At 65.3% G+C, this 21,536-nt stretch carries 17 protein-coding genes and 4 pseudogenes; 7 read left to right on the top strand and 14 right to left on the bottom strand.

What is annotated here, in order from left to right; all coding sequences use genetic code 11:
• Window positions 1–52 precede the first annotated feature (52 nt).
• The 7 genes from STRBO_RS0124425 to STRBO_RS0124385 form a co-directional block, all read right to left on the bottom strand.
• Window positions 53–628, bottom strand: a complete 576-nt coding sequence (locus tag STRBO_RS0124425; RefSeq protein WP_005477032.1) for an NUDIX domain-containing protein — start codon at window positions 626–628, stop codon at window positions 53–55.
• Window positions 625–1,380 carry an SDR family NAD(P)-dependent oxidoreductase gene (locus tag STRBO_RS0124420; protein WP_005477031.1) on the bottom strand — a complete coding sequence of 252 codons (756 nt, stop codon included), beginning with the start codon at window positions 1,378–1,380 and terminating at the stop codon, window positions 625–627. The genes STRBO_RS0124425 and STRBO_RS0124420 overlap by 4 nt, the downstream gene beginning before the upstream one ends.
• Entirely contained in the window at window positions 1,370–2,299 is a 930-nt protein-coding gene (locus STRBO_RS0124415) for a TIGR03619 family F420-dependent LLM class oxidoreductase (RefSeq protein ID WP_106438177.1), read from the bottom strand. Before STRBO_RS0124415 ends, STRBO_RS0124420 begins: the two co-directional genes overlap by 11 nt.
• Window positions 2,296–3,237, bottom strand: a complete 942-nt coding sequence (locus STRBO_RS0124410) for a VOC family protein (RefSeq protein ID WP_005477029.1) — start codon at window positions 3,235–3,237, stop codon at window positions 2,296–2,298. Before STRBO_RS0124410 ends, STRBO_RS0124415 begins: the two co-directional genes overlap by 4 nt.
• A 68-nt stretch (window positions 3,238–3,305) precedes the next feature.
• The gene (locus STRBO_RS0124405) at window positions 3,306–4,016 is read right to left on the bottom strand and encodes a cupin domain-containing protein (protein ID WP_005477028.1); all 711 of its coding nucleotides are present in this window, start codon (window positions 4,014–4,016) and stop codon (window positions 3,306–3,308) included.
• Window positions 4,013–5,221 (bottom strand): sedoheptulose 7-phosphate cyclase, encoded by a 1,209-nt coding sequence (locus STRBO_RS0124400; protein WP_202499140.1) that lies wholly within the window; start codon window positions 5,219–5,221, stop codon window positions 4,013–4,015. The genes STRBO_RS0124405 and STRBO_RS0124400 overlap by 4 nt, the downstream gene beginning before the upstream one ends.
• A 717-nt stretch (window positions 5,222–5,938) precedes the next feature.
• Window positions 5,939–7,213 (bottom strand): glycosyltransferase, encoded by a 1,275-nt coding sequence (locus tag STRBO_RS0124385; protein WP_005477025.1) that lies wholly within the window; start codon window positions 7,211–7,213, stop codon window positions 5,939–5,941.
• Between the two features lie 728 nt (window positions 7,214–7,941).
• On the opposite strand from STRBO_RS0124385, the gene STRBO_RS0124380 reads away from it, so the two are divergent.
• From STRBO_RS0124380 to STRBO_RS0124360, 4 genes and pseudogenes are all read left to right on the top strand, one after another.
• Entirely contained in the window at window positions 7,942–8,265 is a 324-nt protein-coding gene (locus tag STRBO_RS0124380; protein ID WP_158690953.1) for a transthyretin-like family protein, read from the top strand.
• Between the two features lie 137 nt (window positions 8,266–8,402).
• A pseudogene (locus STRBO_RS40475) lies at window positions 8,403–8,941 on the top strand (winged helix-turn-helix domain-containing protein); the annotation flags it as partial.
• Between the two features lie 60 nt (window positions 8,942–9,001).
• Window positions 9,002–10,594 carry an ISL3 family transposase gene (locus tag STRBO_RS0124365; protein WP_028796825.1) on the top strand — a complete coding sequence of 531 codons (1,593 nt, stop codon included), beginning with the start codon at window positions 9,002–9,004 and terminating at the stop codon, window positions 10,592–10,594.
• A gap of 45 nt (window positions 10,595–10,639) precedes the next feature.
• A pseudogene (locus STRBO_RS0124360) lies at window positions 10,640–11,173 on the top strand (transposase); the annotation flags it as partial.
• 24 nt (window positions 11,174–11,197) lie between these two features.
• Here the strand turns inward: STRBO_RS0124360 and STRBO_RS0124355 are convergent.
• Both STRBO_RS0124355 and STRBO_RS0124350 read right to left on the bottom strand, forming a co-directional pair.
• On the bottom strand, window positions 11,198–11,707 hold the full coding sequence (locus STRBO_RS0124355) for an SUKH-4 family immunity protein (RefSeq protein ID WP_005477019.1): 510 nt from the start codon (window positions 11,705–11,707) through the stop codon (window positions 11,198–11,200).
• A gap of 135 nt (window positions 11,708–11,842) precedes the next feature.
• A complete protein-coding gene (locus STRBO_RS0124350; RefSeq protein WP_020114940.1) occupies window positions 11,843–12,919 on the bottom strand; it encodes a ferritin-like domain-containing protein in 1,077 nt (358 codons plus the stop codon).
• 489 nt (window positions 12,920–13,408) lie between these two features.
• On the opposite strand from STRBO_RS0124350, the gene STRBO_RS45690 reads away from it, so the two are divergent.
• The 3 genes and pseudogenes from STRBO_RS45690 to STRBO_RS0124330 all read left to right on the top strand — a co-directional run bounded on the left by STRBO_RS45690 (window position 13,409) and on the right by STRBO_RS0124330 (window position 16,501).
• On the top strand, window positions 13,409–13,948 hold the full coding sequence (locus tag STRBO_RS45690) for an ISAs1 family transposase (RefSeq protein ID WP_005477013.1): 540 nt from the start codon (window positions 13,409–13,411) through the stop codon (window positions 13,946–13,948).
• Between the two features lie 24 nt (window positions 13,949–13,972).
• Window positions 13,973–14,242 (top strand): annotated as a pseudogene (locus STRBO_RS46025) (ISAs1 family transposase); the annotation flags it as partial.
• 657 nt (window positions 14,243–14,899) lie between these two features.
• Window positions 14,900–16,501 (top strand): hypothetical protein, encoded by a 1,602-nt coding sequence (locus STRBO_RS0124330; RefSeq protein WP_051085282.1) that lies wholly within the window; start codon window positions 14,900–14,902, stop codon window positions 16,499–16,501.
• Between the two features lie 44 nt (window positions 16,502–16,545).
• Here the strand turns inward: STRBO_RS0124330 and STRBO_RS42070 are convergent, their stop codons facing one another.
• The 5 genes and pseudogenes from STRBO_RS42070 to ltrA form a co-directional block, all read right to left on the bottom strand.
• Window positions 16,546–16,719 carry an IS3 family transposase gene (locus STRBO_RS42070; protein WP_078531402.1) on the bottom strand — a complete coding sequence of 58 codons (174 nt, stop codon included), beginning with the start codon at window positions 16,717–16,719 and terminating at the stop codon, window positions 16,546–16,548.
• Window positions 16,720–16,840: 121 nt separating this feature from the next.
• Window positions 16,841–17,236, bottom strand: a pseudogene (locus STRBO_RS0124320) (IS30 family transposase); the annotation flags it as partial.
• A 48-nt stretch (window positions 17,237–17,284) separates the two neighbouring features.
• Complete coding sequence (istB, locus tag STRBO_RS0124315; protein ID WP_020114935.1) at window positions 17,285–18,055, bottom strand: IS21-like element helper ATPase IstB; 771 nt, start codon at window positions 18,053–18,055, stop codon at window positions 17,285–17,287.
• Entirely contained in the window at window positions 18,052–19,008 is a 957-nt protein-coding gene (locus STRBO_RS40470) for a Mu transposase domain-containing protein (protein ID WP_483414626.1), read from the bottom strand. Before STRBO_RS40470 ends, istB begins: the two co-directional genes overlap by 4 nt.
• 117 nt (window positions 19,009–19,125) lie before the next feature.
• The gene (ltrA, locus tag STRBO_RS0124305) at window positions 19,126–20,898 is read right to left on the bottom strand and encodes a group II intron reverse transcriptase/maturase (protein ID WP_005477003.1); all 1,773 of its coding nucleotides are present in this window, start codon (window positions 20,896–20,898) and stop codon (window positions 19,126–19,128) included.
• Window positions 20,899–21,536: the final 638 nt, after the last annotated feature.

Raw genomic sequence — 21,536 nt, 5'->3', positions numbered from 1 at the left:
CCGGCGGGACGGAGGACGAAGTCACCACGCCAGCAGTTGGGACACGGGACGGTCATGGACGTGAGACATTCTGTGGTCCCTCTGGGGCGCTCCGGCGGGCCTCGCGCCAGCGGAGGTAGAGGAGGTACGCGGCGAGGCTGCTGCTGTCGACCAGACGGGCCTCGTTGATCATCTGGATGAACTCGCCGTCGGTCACATGCTGGTGGATCATGTCCGCTTCGGTCTCCTCACGGCTGGGTTCGCCGCGTCGAAGGCCCTCGGCGACGAACACTTGCGTGCCCTGACTCGTCATCCCGTGCGCGGTGTCCAGACGGCCCAGCCAGTGCAGGCGCTCGGCCGACAGCCCCGTTTCCTCGGCGAGCTCGGCCCGCGCGAGATCAGCCGTGTCGCCCGAGACCCCGGACGGCCACGAGCCCTGCGGAAACGACCATCTGCGGGACCGCACGGGGTACCGGAATTCCTCGATCAGCCAGAACCCGGTCGCCGTCCGCGGGATGATGAGCGCGAAGTCCGGCTTGTCGACGTAGGCGTAGATGTCCTCACGCCCCGAGAGGTGGAGGACGCGGTCCTCGATCACCGTCATCCAGGCGTTGGCGTACGCGATCGTGCTGCCCAGGGTTCTGATCACGCCGTCATCCCTCCGTCGACGACTAGTGTCTGCCCGGTGATGTCCGCGGCGGCCGGGCCGTTCACGAGGAAGGCGACGGCAGCGGCGATCGATTCCCGCTGCTGGAAGCGGCGCGCCGGAATGCGTTCGAGCGTCCGCACCTCGATGTCGGACACGGCTAGGGACTCTCGCCGTGCCTGCCGTCGGAAGTCCTCCGTGATCATGTCGCTTGCGACGATGCCGGGGGCGACGGCGTTCACACGTACGGTCGGAGCGAGCTCAACGGCCAGCGCCCGGACCAGGCCGTCCAGCGCGGCCTTGGACGCGGAGTAGGCACTGATCAGGGACTGGCCACGCCGAGCCGCCTGGCTGGAGATCGCGACGGCCGCACCGGACCCGCCGGCCCGGAAGTGCGGCAGGGCGGCGGCCACGGCCAGTCCGAAGCCGCGGACGTTGACTTCGAAGACCTCGTCCCACTGTGCCGGGCGGAGACCTTCGATCCCTCCGACATGGGCGACGCCCGGGCAGTACACCAGCGCGTCCAGTCCGCCCAGCCAGTCGGCCGCCTCGGTCACCCCGCGGGCGACGGCCTCGGGATCACGCACGTTCAGGTGTATGTCGAGACGGCCGTCGGTGCCACCGACCGGCGCCCGCGGTGCCCGGCGGCCGGTGGCGACGATGCGTGTGCCGTCCGTGCGGAGGCGGTCCGCCACCGCTGACCCGATGGCACCGGTTGCGCCGATGACCAGGCACTTCGTGGCGTCAGCCGACATGCGAGGGCGCGTCATGCACAGTCCTCCCGAGAGCATTGCATGCGGAGACGAGCGAGCAGGTCTCGTCGAGCCGCCATTCGTCGAACTCGAAGGTGACCTCGTCCCAGTCGTGTCCGACCGTCTCCTCGAGGGCTCGTACGGCCCAGCGCTCGTCGGGGTGGGGCAGCGCGACCTTGAGCACGCCCGTCAACGGGCGTTCGGAGCGGTCACGGAGCCTGGTGAGGACCGCGCCCGCCTGCGCCAGGGACGCGGGATCGTCACCGCGGGCGACGGCGAGCCATCCATCGCCGAATTTTAGGACACGCTGATGCGCGGCCGCTGACGTGCCGCCCACCAGGACCGGGGGGACCGTCGCCGGTGTGGGCCTGGGGCGGAAGATCACATCGGGGGGAATGTCGTAGTGAACCCAGCGGGCCAGTCGACGCCGCTGCCCCCACCCCGTGCGGATGATGTCGAGCTCCTCGTCCATGCGGGCGCCGCGTGTGGCCGGGTCCCACCCGAGCAACGTCATCTCGCGCCGTGACCAGCCGGCCCCCACACCGAGGCGGAATCTGCCCTCCGTGAGGTCGGCGAGTGTGGCGGCGGCTTGGGCGACGGCGACGGGGTGGCGCTGCGGCAGGACGAGCACCGACGTGCCGACCTTCATACGGTCGCTCGTGTTTGCGAGGAAACCGCAGGTCGTGAGCGCCTCGTACTGCGGCAGCTCAGGGTCCCATGTGATGTCCCCGGTGGCCGAGTACGGGTAGTTCTCGGAGCCCACGGGGAACGCGGCGAGGTGGTCGTTCACCCACAGCGAGGTGCAGCCAGCTTCTTCGAGGGCCTTAACGATGCGCCCGAGGCGGGCACTCGTCAGGTGTACCCGGTTCGTCGGGAGGGCGATGCCCAGCTCGGGGTGACGGTTCAATACGGCACGGCTCATCCGGACACCTCCCGCCGGCCTGCGGCGGCGTCGCCGGCGGACCACGGGCCGGGGTGGGGGCCGTAGCGGCGGGCGACGGCACGCTGCTCATACGGCATGTGGTACCCAGGGGAGCAGAGTTCCATCTGCAAGCCCCAGGGGGTGGTGAAGTACACCCATCGGCTTCCGGCGATCGGACCCTCGCTGATGAACTGCGGTGTGCCCTGGCAGACGACGCCTTCCACGGTCTGGAGGTAGGCGAAAGCCGCGTCGATGTCGTCGACGTACAGGGCCAGGTGGTGTCCGCCGATGTCGCTGTTGCGGGGATGCGCGGTGTCCTGGTCCGGGCTCTGGTACTCGAAGAGCTCGAGGTTGCACGTGGGACCGATACGCAGCAGGGCAAGGTGACAGGTGGCGTCCCTGTGTACGTTCAAGTGCTCACGCATCCACTTCCCCCTGCTGATCGGTCCTTCGACGTAGAGCAGGGTCGCGCCGAGGTGGGTCACGAAGAATCTGCACGCGCTCTCCAGGTCCGGCACCGTCAGGGCGATATGGTCGACGTTGCGCGCGGTCGGGATCCCCATGCCCTTCGAGGCGTTGATCTCGCCGATGTTCAGTAGGCCGCGTCCGGGAGCACGATCGCGGGCCCCTCGGTCGCCCGGTCTTTCGAGGCCGGGCCGGCGCGAGGGGATGCGCCCACGGACCGCGTCAGGCAGGACCCGGATGCGGATCAGCTCGGCTCCGTGCCGCCCCGCGGTGGAGCGTACCGGCGTGTCCGTGGGAGCGACGAGCATCATCTGCCCGGTGAGCAGCGCTACTTCGTACGTGCCGTCAAGGCTGAAGCGGACGCTTCCGCTGCCGCACAGTACGAGCTCGAGGCAGTCCGGGTCTAGGAAGGGGCCGATAGCACCGGCCTTAACCGTCGTGACGTCCATGACCTGGACTTCGGACCACAGCATGCCCCGGCGGGCCAGGGACGTCCACCGGGTGCCAGCCGGCGAGGGGATTCGCCCTGCAGGCGTGATGATCACAGGTCTGCCCCTTCGACACGGGAGCTGACCCAGAACAAGGAGGCGTCGCCCAACGGCCGCAGCTCTGCCTCCTCGCCCAACGTCAGGGTGATACCGGTGCCCGCCGTGAGTGCGTGGCTTCCGTGGAAATCGGTGATGACCGCTTCACCGCTGATCAGGTAGGCGAAGATCTCGCACTCCTCTGCCCGGAGCGCCACGGGTGTGTCCGGCCTTAGCTGCTCGTAATGGGCTTCGAGAAGGGGGGCGGCGCCGAGCGGCCGAAGGTCGATGTGGTTGAGGGCGGCGAGGTCGATCGGGTGTAGGGGGAACGTCACGTCCGTGGCCTCCTTTTCGGGGGGTGCCGGCCACAGGGCCGTGGCCGCGGGTACCTCAATGACGAGCCAGTAGAAGTCGCCCTGACCGGTATTGCGGATTCCATGGGTGCTGGAGACGGTTGTCATGGCCATGTGTCCGCGGGGCATCGGGAATGTGCGGCCGTCCAGACTGAGTTCGCCCTGCCCTTGGACCGACAGGTAGATCTCATGGGTTCTGGTGTGCTGATGGAGCCCGCTCATACCCCCTGCTGCCAGGCGGGCGAGTTCCACGGCCTCCCAGGGGCCGCGCAGCGGACGCCCGGGCACGAGCTGCCGCCAACCGCTGGTACCGGCCGCACCGTGCACCCCTGTGACGGTGGCCCATGTACCACCGATGCCTTCGACGATGTTCATCGGAGGTCACCGGCGATGTGTCGCACGTGGGACAGGGCTTCGGCGAGTTCGCGTTCCGTCACCTCCTCGAGGAACTCCGCGGAGCCCGGCTCCACGGGCACGGGTATCCTCTGCCTGCCGCCGCGGTGCAGGGTCGTCTGGGCAAGGCCATGGCTCAGCAGGTCCAGGGTGCACATCGGATGGTCCACGGGGAGTCCCAGACCGTGGAGCGTGACGATGATCTCCCGAAGCGGCCCCTCGTAGAGCAGACCACGCTGGTGGGACAGGGCGCAGGAGATCGCCATGTCGATGGAGACGGCCTCACCGTGAAGGAGCTCCGGCTGGGAGGCCATTTCGAGATCGGGGGAGAAGGTGTGACCAAAGTCGACCAGCCGCCGAAGGTCCCTCTCCCACAGGTTGGGCTGGAGTTCGGCGAGCATACTGTGAATGGCCCGGCTGAGGATCTTCTCACCGCTGTCCGTGAGGGAGGAGTCGGTGAATCCGAGTGCGGTGCGTACGAGTTCGTTGGGTTGCGCGGCGATGAGCTTCCACAACGCCACATCGCACATCAGGCCCATCTTCGCTATTTCGGCCATGCCGTTGCTGATGTGGCGGGCGGGCAGGGTGAGCAGGAACTGCGGGTCCAGCAGCGCGCTGAGAGGCGCGTGGTACGAACCGATGATGTTCTTGTGGCCGTTGTGGTTGACAGCGGTCTTGATGCCCACTCCGGCGTCGACCAGCCCGATCAGAGTGGTGGGGATTCGGATGTACGGGGTCCCTCGGCGGTAGGCCCCAGCGACCCAGCCAGCGACATCGAGCATGACCCCGCCGCCAATAACGACGATCGGTTCACATCTGCGGTCGATTCCGAAGTCGTCGATGGCGTCGACGATCCGGTTGGCGAGGTACTGGTCCTTGACCGATTCATGAGCGACCAGCGAGACCACGTGTCCCGCAAGTCGCCGCTCGCGGAGGTAGGTGACAAGCCGAGCCCCGTAGAAGTCGAAGACCTTCTGTTCCACGATGATCAGCCGCCGGCGCGACGGCCCGCCGAACGCCTCGCGTTCGAGATTGTCGTTGTCGGGGTCGAGCAGGTCGCGACAAGTGCGCACGGTGTAGGTGACCGGCAGCAAGGAAGAGACCTGCCAGCTGGATCCGGTGGGGGAACCGGTCAGTGACCCCTCGGGGTAGTGGGGCGGGTCGAGTAGCGGAAACGACTGCGACATGGAGACCTCCTTCGCGGACGTCAGATCCACTGCGGCTGACGTGCCTCGATGGTGTGTCCGGTGACGAGCTGCGCCTGGGTGAGTATGAACTCGGCGAGGGCGAGGTTGTCGTCCACGACCGGAAGTGGGGGAATTCCTCGGTGCGGCCGAAGGTGCCCGCACGCAGGGTGAGGCGCCTGCGGGCGAGGTGTTTCGGCAGAGATGCCGATGACGTTGACACGGATCCCCAGTGGCTCGGTTTCCTGGGCGAGGCACCGTGCGTACTGCTCGGTGGCGCCTTGGCCGAGGCGAGGGTCTCCACCGGCACGCGTGCGGCGCTCGAGCCGATCTGGACGATGCGGCGACGGCTGACCGTGGCCAAGAGAGGGACATGGAGGCGTACGGCGCGAGCGAGACGCCGAAGAGTTCGGCGAGCTCCCGCAGCTCCACCTTCTACGAGCGGCACACGGCGGCGGTGCTGCACGGGCAGTAGACCATCGCGTATGAGACGCCGAAGTCGGTGTGAGGACACCGTCGACCAGGCGTGTCAGTTGATCGTCGTGCGTGACGATAGTCTGCCGGTAGTTGAAGATGGCGTCGTCCGGGGTCGCGGGACGGGCCGCCCCCACGACCGGGAAGCCCTTGGCGTCGAGCCGCTGGGCGAGCACGAAGCCGAAGCCCGAACTCGCTCCGAGAACCAGCACGGGGTCGCTGTTGTTGTGCCTGGGCACGCCCATGTCAGTCAAGGCACCCCACCATGGGCGGCGGGACGGGTGAGGCAAGAATCCGCTGGTGATCGGCTGCTTCCCGGGCGGTGATGAAGTGACGGGAGGTATGGGAGGCGGCTGCGCGGCCGAGCGCGGACGCTCGGGCCTCGTCGCGCAGGAGCCTCGTCACGGCTGCTACGAACTCGTCGTCGTCACAGGGCCGGTTGAGCAGCAGGCCCGTCTTGTCATGGGTGATCTGGGTGGGGATGCCACCGACGTTCGACGCCACGACGGGACGGGCTTTGAGCATCGCCTCGGTCACCGTGAGACCGAACCCCTCCTGCACGGAGCGTTGGGTTACCACCGCGGCTCTTCTCTGCAGCGCGTTGACCAGGCGGGCGTTGCCCTCATCGTCATCCAGCGTGGTGCACACCAGGTGGGCCCTACGTCGGACAGCGGACGGCAGGTTCTGCCACTGGGTGACCACGGCTTCCAGCACCGCTCTCGCCTCGGGGTCGTCGGTGACGCTCTGCGGAGACGGACCGCACAGGACCAGTTGAGCGGATCGGACCAGTGACGACGACGCGAAGGCTCGCAGCACCCCGCCCATGTCCTTCAGGGGGTCCCAGCGGGAGACCTGGAGTACCAGCGGGTCCTTGCCCAACACGCCTTCGGAATAGAGCACATGCTGACGCCCCGGCCCCGCGGAGGCCCTGCCGAGCAGCCCTGCCGAGGTGAGTACGTCCTTGATCTCGCCTGCGCCCATGTGCCTGTTCTTCACCGATATGGGATCGATGGAGGGCGGAACGATTTCGACATGGAACCCCGTTGCCTCGACCGGCACGAGAGACCGGTGGCTGAAGATCAGAGTGATGTCCCGGGGCCAGAATTGACTGAGGTACCGCCATGTCTCCTTCGTGACGGCGTTCGCCGTCCAGGTGCCGATGTGACATCGCCAGAAGACACGGCAACCCTCGGCCGCCAGCAGCGGGGCGATAGGGAGGGTCTGTGGGTCGTGCAGCAGAACGGAGTCGTCGGACCCGATCCGCTCCAGCAGCCGCGTCGCGTTGTGCTCGGCGAAGGCAAGGAACAACGCGTGCTCGTACGCGTCGGGCAGCTCGCCCCGGTGCACGCCGTGCAGACGGTGATGGAGGCGCTTGGTCGCGGTGAACAGCTTCGCGTCCCTGCCTGTCACGAAGCGGCGGTGGACGAGCGGCGAGGTACCCTGCGGGAACCGGCACAGGGCGTCGAGGACCTCGGCCACGCCGCCGCCCCGCGAAGTCGTGTTGACGTGCCACACCTTCATCGGATACCTGCCTTCAGACCTTTGACGAATTGCTCCCTCAAGTCGGGCCACTTCGGGGCCCCGGAAGTGCTCGCCGTCCGGACCCGGCTGCCGTTCGAGCCCCGCCGGACGACTTCATGCCACCGCAGGACCCCCGGGGGCCCGTGCCGGTGGCACGCCTGCCAAGGACGGCAATACGTCCCTCCCCTCGTCGGGCGTTGGCAGCAGGAGGTCAGCAGCCGTGCGTTGGAGTACGACAATATGTTCGGAGTCCAGGCGCACCCCGCCCAGAAGACCAGCTGCGGGGCACTCACTTGGATGAGGGAAACCGTTCGGCGGACAAACCCCGGATCGGTTTCCACACGGCACGCTACCTCTTACGTACGGGAGGCGCCCGTCGCCCCCAGGGGATGCAGAGGGAGGTCCTCATCGCGGCTCAGCGCCCACGGGTCATCGGCCAGCCTACTCACGCCACTGCTCCTCACCGGACCATCCGGCCCATTCGGAATGCTTGGTTTCGCCCAATATTGGTTCGCAACTACAGGCAGACTGCACCTCGACCGACTGATATGCAACTTGGACACAAAGCGGAAAAAATAAACACTTAAAACATTGCGCTCGCAACCAAACCTTGCCGCTAATTATAGATCCATCGACAGATCATGGCATAGGTTGCGAAGTTGGTCACGCGGTGACTTCATGAAAAAGATGGCACGCACGCACCAGTGCAGAAGATGGAGGTACCCCTCATGCTCCTGGTCGTACTCAGGCAACTGGCCTGCCACCAAATGGAAGACTCCACCGAAGACGAGATCATGCTGAGGTCTGGCGGCGCCCAAGTATTCCCCAACGAGGGCGAGCATGTGATCACAGCAGGTAACTCCGCCTTCATGGAGAAGCCCATCATTTCTGCTGGAGATGTCAACGTTGAACTCTGGGAGGAAGACTGGCCCGACCCGGACGATTACCTCGGCACGGTCACCATTCCTGCGAATGCGACCGGCGCACGGACAGGTGAATTCACTCGCGACGAAGCTCACTACACGCTGCACTACACTGCAGTCCAATTCTGACTGGCTCTGCAAGGCAGCATAAACGAAACCCGCAGGGTGGATGACTCCTGCGGGTTTCGTGTTGTACTGAACTTGATTGAGTGATGTCGGGACGGTTCGCCTGACAGCGACCTGCCAGCTCCGGTAGCTCCTGGGGAGTGAGATACGCACAGGGTGGTGGGCTGACCGACACTGAGAGGGCCGCGCGGGAGCGGATCCGGTTGCAGGCTGTCGTCCGCTTCGAGGATGGGGAGACGAACCGCGAGGTTGCCGCCGCTCTGCGGGTGAGCGAGCGGTCGGTGGAGCGGTGGCGCCGGGCCTGGCGCGAGCGCGGCGAGGCCGGGGTCCTGTCGCAGGGTTCTCCGGGGCGGTCCCGGCTCAGCGAAACGCAGATCGCCAGGCTGGAGCGAGAGTTGGAGCGTGGCCCGCTGGCCCATGGCTGGGCGGACCAGCGGTGGACGCTGGCGCGGATCAAGACGTTGATCGGTCGGCTGTTCCACGTCTCCTACACGGTCGAGGGCACGTGGCGGTTACTGAAGCGGCATGGCTGGAGTTGGCAGCAGCCGGCCAGGCGGGCCATCGAGCGGGATGACGATGCGGTCGAGGTGTGGAAGAAGGAGACCTGGCCGCGGGTAAGAGCATCGCGGCGGAGCGCGGCGCCTGGATCGTCTTTGAGGACGAGGCCGGGCAGTCGATGGGCTCAGTCAAGATTTCCGTGATGGGGTGACGGAGCGTCATTCCGGTGGCATGGTCTGCCGTGTGTGATGACTTGCTGGGCATCGTGTTTCCGCATCTGGAGAAGGTGCGGGTGGAACACGTGTGGGTGGAGGACGGCGTAGTGCGGGTCAAGGCCCGCACCCTGGACGGTGCGTTTCCATGTCCGTCGTGCGGTGTTTGCTCGTACCGGGTCCACAGTCGGTATCGGAGACACCTGGCGGACGCCGCCGTGGGCGGGTGTCCGGTGGTCGTCGACTTGTCAGTACGGCGGCTGTTCTGCGATGTCGCTGATTGTGCGCGTCGTACGTTTGCCGAACAGGTCGAGGGCCTGACCATCCGCTACGGACGTCGCACTGTGGTGCTGGCGGTACTGGTGCAGGCGATTGCCCTGGCACTTGCGGGCCGGGCCGGCGCCCGGCTTGCCGCCGTACTCCACATCGCCGTCAGCAGAGTGACGTTGTTGAACGTGCTGATGGCGCTGCCGGACCCATGCCCTCCCTCACCGCGGGTGCTCGGAGTGGATGACTTCGCCACCCGACGTGGGCGCAGATACGGGACGGTGTTCGTCGACGTCGAGTCCCATGCCGTCCTCGACCTGCTGCCCGGCCGGGAGAAGGAACCCGTGGCTGTCTGGCTGGCCGGACACCCGGGGATCGAGGTGATCTGCCGGGACCGAGCTGGCGCCTATGCCGAGGCGGCCCGCGCAGGCGCCCCGGGCGCGCTGCAGGTGGCCGACCGGTGGCATTTATGGGACAACCTGGCCACCGCTGTCGAGCGCACCGTGATCGCTCACCGATCCTGTCTGCAAGGACCTGAGGTGAGCACCCCGTCGGACCGGCGCATGGCCGCGGCTCCGCCCTCGACGCTCAATCCGGACACCGGCACGGAGAAGTGGCTGGTCACCCGGACACGAGAGCGACACAAGGCGGTTCACCGACTGCTGGCCCGTGGATGGACGATCAGCGCCATCGCGCGGGAGCTGAGCCTTGCCCGGCACACCGCGGAACGCTATGCCCACTGCAAGAACCTCGACGGCCTCATCGAAGGCTCCCTTCGCACCACACGCCTGGACGACTACAAGCCCTACCTGATCCGGCGCTGGAACGAAGGATGCACCGATGCCGCCCGCCTCTTCAGGGAGATCCAGACCCAGGGCTACCCGGGACGAACCCCGCAAGCGGTGCGACGCTATCTCCGGCCGCTTCGCACCGGCCTCGGCTCCATCCGGTCTGCGGCCCCGGTGCTCAAACCACAGCAGGTCACCAACTGGATCATGTGGAATCCCCAGCACCTGCGCGACGACGAAGAACGCCAGCTGGGCGAAGTACTCAGCCGCTGCCCGGAGTTGACTGCCGTCCGCAACCACGTGCACGCCTTCGCGCGGATGGTCTGCGACCTCGGCGGAAAGAGCCTTCCAGCATGGACAGACGCCGTCCACGCAGATGACCTACCCGTCCTGCACGCCTTCGCCGACGGTCTCCGGCGTGATCACCAGGCTGTCACCGCGGGCCTCACGCTGCCCTGGAGTTCCGGCCCGGTCGAAGGCCACGTCAACCGGATCAAGATGCTGAAGCGACAGATGTATGGGAGAGCCGGTTTCGCACTACTCCGCAAACGAGTCCTCCTGGCCTGACTCAAATCACGCTCCGTCACCCCGTCACGGAAATCTTGACTGAGCCAGTCGATGACTCCGCCGCGTGCCAGGACCTGGGGTCGGGTGGGTCAGACCCCGGTCGTGCGGGTGCGGGGCCGGGGCTCCGGGCGGGTGTCGATGGCGGGCATGGCCTGCTTCAAGCCGGGCCGGCGGTCCCGGCTCATCTATACGATCCGCGAGTATCGGGGCCGTAAGGACGAGCCGAAGGGCTTCGGCTGGCGGGATTTCCGCGACCTGGTCGTCCGCGCTCGTACCCAGCTCGGGGGCCCGATCGTGCTGGTCTGGGACAACGTCCGCCTCCACCTGACCGCCGGTATGAAGGAATTCATCGACGCGAATGCCGAGTGGCTGACCGTGTTCCAACTCCCGGCTTACGCCCCTGACCTCAATCCGACCGAGGGCATCTGGGCGCTGGTCAAGCGCGACCTGGGCAACCTGGCTGCCGCGGACCTCGGTGAGATCACCAGAGCCGTGAAACGTCGACTCAAGGGGATCCAGTACCGCCCCGACCTCGTCGACGGCTGCATCGCTGCCACCGGCCTGAGCCTGGACGGCTGACCGGAGCGGGGACCAGTTCCCAGATCACCCATCCCAGTCCGCGTAGTCCCCGATCGCCACGTCGTCGCAGAAGGTCTCCCAGAACCCGTCGTGAACGAGAGCAGTCTCGTCGATGCGGGAGACGAGATCGCGCAGCTCTTCCGCCACCTCCTCGCATCTCTCCTCGTCGCCCTCTGCATAGAACGGGAAGCGTGCGATCACGGCCGCGACGGATCGGTTGAAGGCGCCGAGGTCTCTGTTCACGTGACTGACTGTCGCTGACTCGGTCATGGGAATCTGCACCACGTGACCACTGGCCACGTCGACGGCGATGCGTCCAAACAGGCCACTCGTCGCGATGGCGACCAGCCCCCGCTCACCGATGCCTCCGAAGTACACCGGCTCGCTCAGCGGCCGGTACTCGTATCCGATGAACCCGCCTGGGATGCCAGTCTCCCTGAGATCGACAGCGATCTGGGTGGGCACCTCGGGTGGGGCCTCAATGGAGACCAAGACGAACTCGGGCTTCGGCGACTGCGGCAGGGGCTGACTCACGGGAGGATCCTCTCCCGACGGACAGCCCGGCAACACCCAAAGGCCCGCGAGACGGGCGACTCAGGCCGGTCGACCGGTCCCGACATCACCCAATCAAGTTCAGTAGAAATCAGAACCAGGCGATCTCCAATGCGCTTACGGCTCTTCTTGGATGAATCGGAACTCCGGTCCGAAATTTTTTCCGCTCCCATCAGGCAGGGGGATCCGCATCAAGTCCCGGGCAGGTCCCTGCAACTGGAACATTTGGCCGACTGCTCCGTTAAACATCTGCGCCGCCGTGCCCGGCTGCTCCGCCTGCCACGCTTTTTCCAGGAACCGAAGCAGTGAACTGTAATGGCGGTTGAAGGCATCGAGATCATTTAGCACGCCACCAGGAACCGGGACCCCGCCCTCGACCCAGCCACCCGCCGGGACCGTGCCCATCGGCAAAACCTGCGGCATGGGAACCTCGTCGCCCTGGAAATCGAACCGAGGCGGATTATTTGATACACGAACCAATTTACGCCCGTGGAAGATTTCTCGAAAAGAATAGAAGTGGGCAAGCTCTCCGACTTCGCCGGGAAAGGGGTTATCAGGCGAGGCAGTAGTCCCCTCGCCTTGCTGCTGGATAATTTTCAGGGCCGTCTCTACATCCTCGATTGATGTGAGGGCGACGATATCATTCCCCTCGCCGTGGTGCGACATTACCCTGGTCAGCTGGCGCGTTCCTTTAATCAACTCCGGATGAGAGCGGAAGGCTTCGAGGATCGCAGTATAGAAAGCCCCGATAGACGTATGTACTTCCCCGTTCTCGACGACTGGGTCGTCAGGCTTCTCGATGCGGGAGTACATGTCGAGCGCCTGCTTGCTCAACCCAGTGAGTGAGACTGACAGCTCGGGCTGCACACCACCGGGAAGCGGCCCCGGATACTTCGGCACAATATTTTCATCAGCGATGCGCGGTACGCCACCGATGGTAGTGAGCATGTTACAGGCCAGGCCCATGTGAGACATCTCATCGAAGATGATCGCGTGAATAGTCTGAAAGGCAGCCGATTCCTGGTCTGAATCGTCGATCGACCAGAGACCGCACAAATATGGAGGAAGCGTTGCGAGTTCCAGCATGATGGCCTGCTGCAGTGCCTGCTTCAACCAAAGTTCATCATGCTCCTCAGTAGGCATATTCATGAGTTCGACAATTGCGTTGCTTCGATAGTTGAGAGCATCTGGCATGAGATCTCCTTATGTCGCGTGCGCCAACTATGAAGCGTGGTGGCCTGACTGATCGACTGTGTGCAGCAGATTCATCGCAGAGTCCACCCATTCGGAGGACGATGTTGTGCCGCAAGGTGGAGATCCTTGGAGAGAAGTTTATTTGTAGCAACGGTTCGGTCTCGTCCTTGCTGACGGCCCAGGGCGTCGGCGTAGTCGCCGAACATCCGGTTCATGACGGTCCGCCAGGTTGGTCGGTCAGACAGAGCGGAACAGGCACGGCTTCCAAGATCATGGAGTTCTCGACGCCCCGTGACCTGCCTGGAAGACCGAGCCTGCCGAAGCATCATCGCTGATCCCGCCTGCCCTTGACCAACTCCGCGAGCATCCAGAGGTCGCACCGGAAGAAGTGCCCGGACTGCTGGGCCGCCTCGCCCAGGTGCCCGATCCGCGTGATCCCCATGGAGTGCGCCACCTCTGGTCGGCGTCCTTGGCCTGGTCGCCTGCGCGGTGCTGGCGGGGGCGACGTCGCTGCTGGCGGTCGGCGAATGGATCACTGACGCTCCGCCCCACGTGCTGGAACACGTCGGCGTGCGACACGACCCTCTGTTCCCCAAACGCTCCCTGCCTGCGGAAACGACGGTCCGGCGGCTGCTGGCCCGGATCGACGACGACGCATTGGACCTGGCGGTCGGCAGCTGGCTCGCCGACCGCCGCAACCGAACCCAGGGCCGACCGCGTGGCCTGGCGGTCGACGGCAAAAGCCTTCGCGGAGCGGCCAGGGCCGACGGCCGCAAGATCCACCTGCTCGCAGCCCTGGACCACAGCACCGGCCTGGTTCTGGCCCAGCTGGACGTCGGCGAGAAGACGAACGAGATCACCTGCTTCCAGCCGTTGCTGGAGACCATGGCAGACCTGGCCGGGGTGGTCGTCACCAGCGACGCCATGCACACCCAACGCGAGCACGCCGACTACCTCCTCGACCGCGAAGCCCACTACGTCAAAGGCAACCAGAAGAAGCTCCGCAAGCAGCTCAGATCCCTTCCGTGAACAGAGATCCCGCTGCAGGGCCGTGTGAAGGGCACCGGCCACGGCCGCTCGGAGATCCGACGGATCAAGGCGGTCACGGTCAGAAGCCTGCTCTTCCCCGGAGCCCGGCAGGCCGTCCAGATCAAGAGCCGCCGCACCGACCGCAAGATCGGCAGGACCACCATCAAGATTGTTTACGCCGTCACCAGCCTCACCGCTGAGCAGGCCAACCCCGCCCAGCTGGCGACCCTGATCCGTGATCACTGGCAGATCGAAGCCCTGCACCACGTCAGAGACACCACGTTCGCCGAAGACGCCTCACAGCTGCGAACCGGCAACGCGCCCCGGGCGATGGCCACTTGGCACAACCTAGCCATCGGCGCCCTGCGGCTGGCCGGCGCGACCAACACCGCCGCAGCTCTGCGACACAACGCCCGCAACGCGGACCGCCCGCTCGTCCTGCTCGGCCTCAAGTGATCACGAAACGGACGCCCCCCGACTCTGCCGAAGCCCTGCTCATCACCCCAACCGAAACGGCGAGGGTAGAGGCACAAGAACCGTAGGTAGGTTAGTCGACGTGCGGCCGATACAGGCCTCACCCGGCGAGCGACGTACCTCGCCGAGCGATATCCTTGTAGGAGATGAGGGCCCATATACGTCGAGTTCGAACTTAAAGGCCCTCTGAAGCTGGCCTTGCTCTCACCTGGTTTCGGGATCAACTTTGACCCCACCTGCGGACGGGTCGCCCACTCTATTTTCTGTGCCTATTCCATAGAGCTGGCCCACCCACCCACCAGGCCAGCCTCCATGAGGTGGCCTGGTGTGCACTCCTGAACAAGCCCCTCCAAGTATGCAGAGTGGGGCCAAAATCCGGACCGAAAGTGGACCGACTCTCCTCTCATTCCCGAGGCCACTCATCGAAGGCGCCGATCCAGAGCCTGTTTCGGCGTCCAACCGTCGCCGGAGGCAGATATGACTGCAGCAGCGCGGAGCAGTGATGGAGCATCGCCAACCCCGGAGGAGGTGGTGCAGAAACGAGGCGATCTGCCACGAGAACCGGAATCCGACCCAACCTTGGGGCGCAGGCTCAACCCCGTACCCATATGGGAGGGATCGCCCCAACACCGGCTCGTAACCATTGGCGATTCACTCACGCACGGCTTCCAAAGCGGGGCGATCTTCAACACCGACCTGTCCTACCCGGCAATCGTCGCTTACGAGATGGGATGGAGTGAATCATTCCGGTACCCCTCTTATAACGGTCGCGGGGGTCTGCCGTTCAACATCGAGCTGCTCTTGCGCGAGCTAAAGGACCGTTTCGGTTCTAACCTCGACTGGTGGGAGGTACCACTGGCTCTGTTTCACAGCCGGCATTTCTTGGACGAGGTGGAGGACTATTGGGAGCGCGGGCCGGGAAGAGTCGCCCCCCAGTTGACCAGCATCAACCACAACCTCGCGGTGTACGGCTGGGATCTGCGCGATGTCCTGGACAAGACCGCGAAGTACTGTCACCAAGCCATCGGCGTGCCTCACGACGACTGGCTGAGCCAGGTCGTGCAGGACAACGGCGAACGTGCGGCCCTGCGGGTCCTGCCTTCGGCCGCCGAGGATCAATCACTCACCCTGTTGGACGCAGCAGTGAAGCTAGGTGATGAGCGGAACAGCGACCCAAAAAACGGGATTGAGACGCTGATCGTTTTCCTCGGCGCCAATAATGCGTTGCAGGCTGTGACTCAGCTCAAAGTGGTCTGGAGCGGCGCTGGATATGAAGACCTGCACGGAAAGCAAGGGTACACGGTGTGGACTCCGGACCATTTCCGCGCCGAACTGAGCAAAGTCGCCGAAAAGGTGCGGCAGATTAAGGCTCGCCACGTCATCTGGTGCACCGTACCCCATGTCACCATCGCCCCCTTGGCTCGCGGCGTGGCCATCAAGAACAAGCTCGGCTCGCGCTACTTCCCCTACTACACCCGGCCGTGGATCAGCGACCGCGACTTCAATCCGCGTCAGGACCCACACATCACCGGTCAGCAGGCCGAGGATGTTGACCTGGCCATCGATCTGTACAACTCTGCCATCACCGACGAGGTGAAAATCGCACGGAGTAATGGTTCAGACTGGTACCTCATGGACACAGCGGGCCTGATGGACCGGCTGGCCTCGCGCCGCTACCTCGAAGACCCCCTGGCCCGGCCCCCGGGGTGGGAGCGTTATCCGCTTCCTCCGCAGCTGAAAGCCCTGTCACCCGAAGTGAACTCCCGGTTCCTGGCAAGCAATGGAAAGAAGCGCACGGACGGGGGCCTGTTCTCGCTCGACGGGGTCCACCCCACCACCGTCGGATACGGAATCATCGCTCAGGAATTGATCACCATAATGCGCCGCGCTGGTGTTGAGTTCCGCCAAGCCAACGGGACGCCACGGCCAGATCCGGTCACCGTCGACTTCTCCCGGCTCATCCGCCGTGACACCCTCATCAACGATCCCCCCGGAAACCTCACTTCGGGGCTGAACGTCCTCGAGTGGGCGGACAAGACTCTGGACCTCCTCCGACGCACCCTGTATTTCCGCATGTGACTGAGGAGCCTCGCGTTTTCCGGACAGGCTTCTGACCATTTATTTCACGCGGCGATTCGCAACTTCTCGCACTCGGCATGGACTTCGCGTGAAGGGCGGTACCCCACCGCCGAGTGGAGGCGTTTGCGATTGTACCAGAATTCGATGTAGCGAGTGATGTCCTGCCGGGCGACCTCGCGGGTCAGGTAAGTCACCCTTGATACGCGCTCGTTCTTCAGGGCGCCGAAGAATTATTCGGCCATGGCGTTGTCGAAACAGATCTCGGTGCGGCCGGCAGATCTGCGGAGCCCGAACCGGTCCAGCATCCTTCCGAACTCGCCTGACATGTAGTTGGCGAGTTCAATTGGTCGTTGCAACACCGAGCTGTTGCAGCGAGCGTAGCTGCTCTTCGAAGACCTCGGCCGGTGTCCGCCAACCGAGGATCTTGCGGGGCCGGTTGTTGATCGCCATGGCGACGGCTTCGAGGTCCGTGGACGACCACCGGGAGAGATCGGTGCCCTTCGGGAAGTACTGACGCAGCAGCCCGTTCGTGTTCTCGTTCGTCGGTCGTTGCCAGGGTGAGTGGGGATCGGCGAAGAACACCTTCGTCCCGGTATCGATGGCGAACTGGGCGTGGCCGGAGAGTTCCTTTCCGCGGTCCCAGGTGAGGGTCTTGCGTAGCTGCTCGGGCAGCTGCGTCATCGACGTCGTGAGCGCCGCGTTCATCGCGATCGCGCCATAGCCCCCGAGTGTCGGCGTACTCTCCCTTCGGGCCGGGCCGGTACGTTTGAACGTCCCCAGTTGCTAGGCCACTTCGTTCTCCCGCTCGATGGCCTGGAGGCGGTTCTTGAGCCGGTAGCTCGGGCCGTTGATTGCGATCACTTCGCAGTGGTGGAGGAGGCGGTCGAGGATCGCGGTGGCGAGGACCTCGTCGCCGAACACCTGTCCCCATTCACTGAAGGTCTTGTTCGAGGTCAGGATGATGGAGCCCTTGTCGTAACGCTTGGAGATGACCTGGAAGACCAGGTTCGCCTCGGCGCGTTCGAGGGGCTGGTAACCCACCTCATCGATCACAAGGACGCTCGGCCGCAGGTAGGTGCCGAGTTTGTTGACCAGCCGTCCGGCCGATTCGGCAGCCTTCAGATTGCGGACCATGTCGTCGAGGCTGGTGAAGTAGATCGAGTAGCCGGCTCGGCAGGCCGCGACCGCGAGAGCGACAGCGATATGCGTCTTGCCCACCCCGGGCGGCCCCAGCAGCGCGGCGTTCGCCTTGCCGTCGACGAAGGAGAGGCTGGCGAGGTCTTTGACCTTGCGCGGGTCGAGCTCGGGCTGGAACGAGAAGTCGTACTCGTCCAGCGTCTTGTGGTGCGGCAGCTTCGACAGTCGCAGGCCCTGGCTGAAACGGCGGTCGTCGCGGACGGCCAGTTCCTCGGACAGGACCAGGTCGAGGAAATCGAGGTAGCCCATCTTCGCCTCGTCGGCCCGGCGGGTGTACTCGTTGATGGTCTCTGCCAGGTGCGGCAGGCCGAGCTTGCCGGCCGTGGTGCGGATGCGGTTGCCGGTCAGCTCGCTCAAGACGACTCATTCGTCGGGTAGTTGGTGGTGAAGGGCCGGGTGCCGGTCAGTTCGTCATAGACCGACAGCGGCCGCCTCCCGACCTCGATCTGGGTTGCAGCGGCCCGGTTCAACAGGGCTTGCAAGGATCCGATTCGACCGGACGCGGGGGACTCGCTCCGCGGTGGTGGCGGCTCGTCGCCCGTCGTGGTGCGGCGGTTCTTGCCGGTTGGCAGGCCGTCCCAGTGCTCATCCTGCTTGACAACCACGCCGCGGCCGACCGCCCGCGGATGGCTGGACAGCAGTGTCTCGCCGCTGGCATCGGGGACGGTCGTGTGCAGCATGACCTGGGATTTCGTCGCTCTGATCTCAACCAGCTGACGCGGGCGGACCTTGCGGGCGGGCACCGAGTAGAGGTTTCCGCCGAACGCGACCAGACAGTCCTTGCCCACCGGCCGCAGATGCCGCTCGGCCACCAGATAAGGCGAGGATGGCAACGGCTTGAGGGCGGCGTGATCCCGGGCGGCTCGGTGTCCGATGACCTCGTGGTGTGTGGCGTGGGTGCGGGCGCGTCGCTGCGGCACCCACGCCATGAACGCGGCATCCAGCTCCTCGAGCGAGGAGAACGCCCGCCCGGCCAGCACGTGATCACGCACGATCAACACCTGGCGTTCGACCCGGCCCTTCCCGGTGGGCCGGTAGGCGGCCAGCACGTCGATGTCGAAGTCGTAGTGGCCGGCGAAGCCGACCGCTTCCGGATGCAGCGGAACCGCCTCACCGGGAGCGACGTGCCGGCGCACGACGGTCTTGGTCCGGTCGTAGACGATCGACATCGGCACCCCGCCGAAGTGCGCAAATGCCCGCCGGTGGCAGTCGAAGAAGGTCTGCAGGTCCTGGCTCGTGGTGAAGCAGCAGAACGGATCGCGCGAGTACGGCAGCACCATATGGAACGAGTAGACCTTCGGGATTCCCAGGTGGGCGAGGATCTTGCCTTCATGTCGGGTAGGAGCGCCGCATCGCTGCGGCGCTCCCCCCTCAGAACCGGGCTAGCAGGCTTCCCCGCACCACGGCTCAAGCAAGCCCCGAGGGCGTCACGAGAGTGCAACTGCTGCTGGTCTCCTGCGGATTCGGGCCCGGAGGCCGCGATGGCAGGAGGCGTGCACGAGGCGTGTTCGGTTCCCGCCCGGCGTGTCAGGCCGTCCGTGATGAGTGAGATAGTCGGCGGCTATCGCCCTCTTGACGACGTTCAGCCACCATCGCTCCCATTCCTGAGGTGACTGCGGCGGCTGATCGGCGGTGAGAAGGTGTTCCCCGCAGAGTGGACAGCGGCCGTCCTGCTTGGCGAGCAGGCGCAAGTTGTAGCTGTCCAGCGGGGGTTTGACCCTCTTCCGCCGCCTGGTCCAGTAGTCCGTCAGATCGGGATCGTCGGGTGACGCCCCGCCTGCGATCAACTGGTGCCGGACGATGTTCGTCCAGGAGAACTTGATGAGGATGGGGATCTCCCCGCGGTCGTTGAGCACATTGCCGCGGTCGCCGAATACCCACCGGTCGTTCCTGAACTTGTTGAACCTGCCGAAGTAGCGTCGAACGATCCACTTCTTCGACTTGTTGGGGTGCATACGTCTGGCCCACCGGTAGGTGAGCCACCACACGTAGTGATCCAGCGCCGTGAAGATTCTGCTGGACACCACCCCCCGGTAGTAGGCCGCCCAGCCCCGGACGATCGGGTTGAGCTTGGCGATCACCGCCGTCGCGTTCAAGCCGCGCAGGCTGCGCACCTCGTCCGCGAGCCTCTTCCGGATGCGCCTGACCGCCTCCGCGCTCGGTTTGATCAACAGCTTGCGACGTCGGTAGCGGCGGACGTTGAACCCGAGGAAGTTGAAGCCTTCTTCGAGGTGGACGATGCGCGTCTTGTCCTCGTTGAAGACCAGTCCCCGGGGCGCCAGCCACTCCGCAAGCCGTGCCTTGACCTGTTCGGCCTGCTGTCTGGAATGACAGCAGGCGACCATGTCGTCGGCGTACCTCACCAAGATCGGAGAACCCGCCACCACATCCCCGGCGTGTGTGCCGGTCGTGAGATAGCGGACCCCTGCGGCCTCCTCCAGCCCGTGGAGAGCCACGTTCATCAACAACGGACTGATCACGCCACCTTGGGGAGAGCCCTCGTCGGTCGGTATGAACTGCCCCTTGTCGACCACCCCGGCCTTCAACCACCGTTCGATCAGGTCCCTGGCGGGGAACGAACCGAGCGAGTCGAGCAGCCGCGCGTGGCCGATCTTGTCGAACGCAGCTGACAGATCGGCGTCCAGGATCCACACCCGTCGAGCGAGTGGCCCGCTGAGCGTGGAGAACAGGGAGCCGATCGCATCAGCGCAGCTTCGCCCGGGGCGGAACCCGTAGGAACGGGGCTCGAACCGGGCTTCCCACTCAGGCTCCAGTGCGCTGCGGACCCGTGCCTGGTGGCACCGGTCCAAGATCACGGGAATGCCGAGCGGCCGCTGCTTTCCATTGGCCTTCGGAATGTACACACGTCGGACCGGCATGGGGTCCCAGGACGAGCGCGAGCGGTGCACCCGCACCGCCACTGCCGCCCTGCCCTCGGACGACAGGGCAGTTTCCCCGTCGATCCCGGCCGTCCGGCGTCCAGCGTTGCGCTGAGTGACCTGCCGCACGCTGACCAGCGTGTTGGACCAGGACCTCAGCATCAGTTTCTGCAAGGACCGGACCACGGCCCAGTCCCCTTCTCGTGTCGCCTTGAAGATCCTCCGCCGCAGCCTCACTACGTTCTCCTCGTGAGCCCGCCAGTTGACGGCGTCCCAGTCGAGAACGTCCTCGGGTCCGTTCACCGCAGTGGTGTCCAACATGTCCCTCGGTTCGAGAGGCCCTCGGCCTCGGCGTTCAAAGGCTCACCAGCCCACGTCAGCGCCCTTTCGGGCCCGGTCGCCTGGACCGGCATCCGGCCGGTTCCCCGTGACAGCCGCCTGGAGGGGCAGCCGTGATGTCACGCGTCCCGTTGCCTTTCGGCAGCCGGCATCCGCTTCTTGGACTTCCTGTCCCGCCGGGGGCTTACGCCCCTCTCACGATCGGCCTACCCGGCCTCAAGGCCGGGACCCCGACGGGGTTTCCACGTTCCGCGTATACGAGATGCGACCGGGGAGGACGCCCCCTAAACCCCGGGACCAGCGGTGTTCACACGACCGACGGGGCAGGCTCCGGTCGTCGCTCGCCGCCTCTGCCAGCGGCCAGGCCCTATAACCCGGCATTCATCCCGTCTCCCGGGTTTGTCGATAACGAGGCATCACAGGGGGTTCACTCGCGTTCGTCCGTCCGGCCTTCTCCTTGCCCGGTTGCTCCCCCTGACGGATCGGGGGCCCTTGGGCGTCTTCCCTGAGCTTCGCACCTTCGACGGGCAGGACCCGCGAACGCACGTCAGAGCGGAGATCGGTCTCGAACACTGACCGAGAACTACGCAACCGGCATAACCGGCCTCCAATCTGCGAGT

Origin of the sequence: Streptomyces bottropensis ATCC 25435 (assembly GCF_000383595.1) — a bacterium.
Classification (GTDB): domain Bacteria; phylum Actinomycetota; class Actinomycetes; order Streptomycetales; family Streptomycetaceae; genus Streptomyces; species Streptomyces bottropensis.
This window is presented reverse-complemented; position numbering and strand designations above follow the sequence as displayed.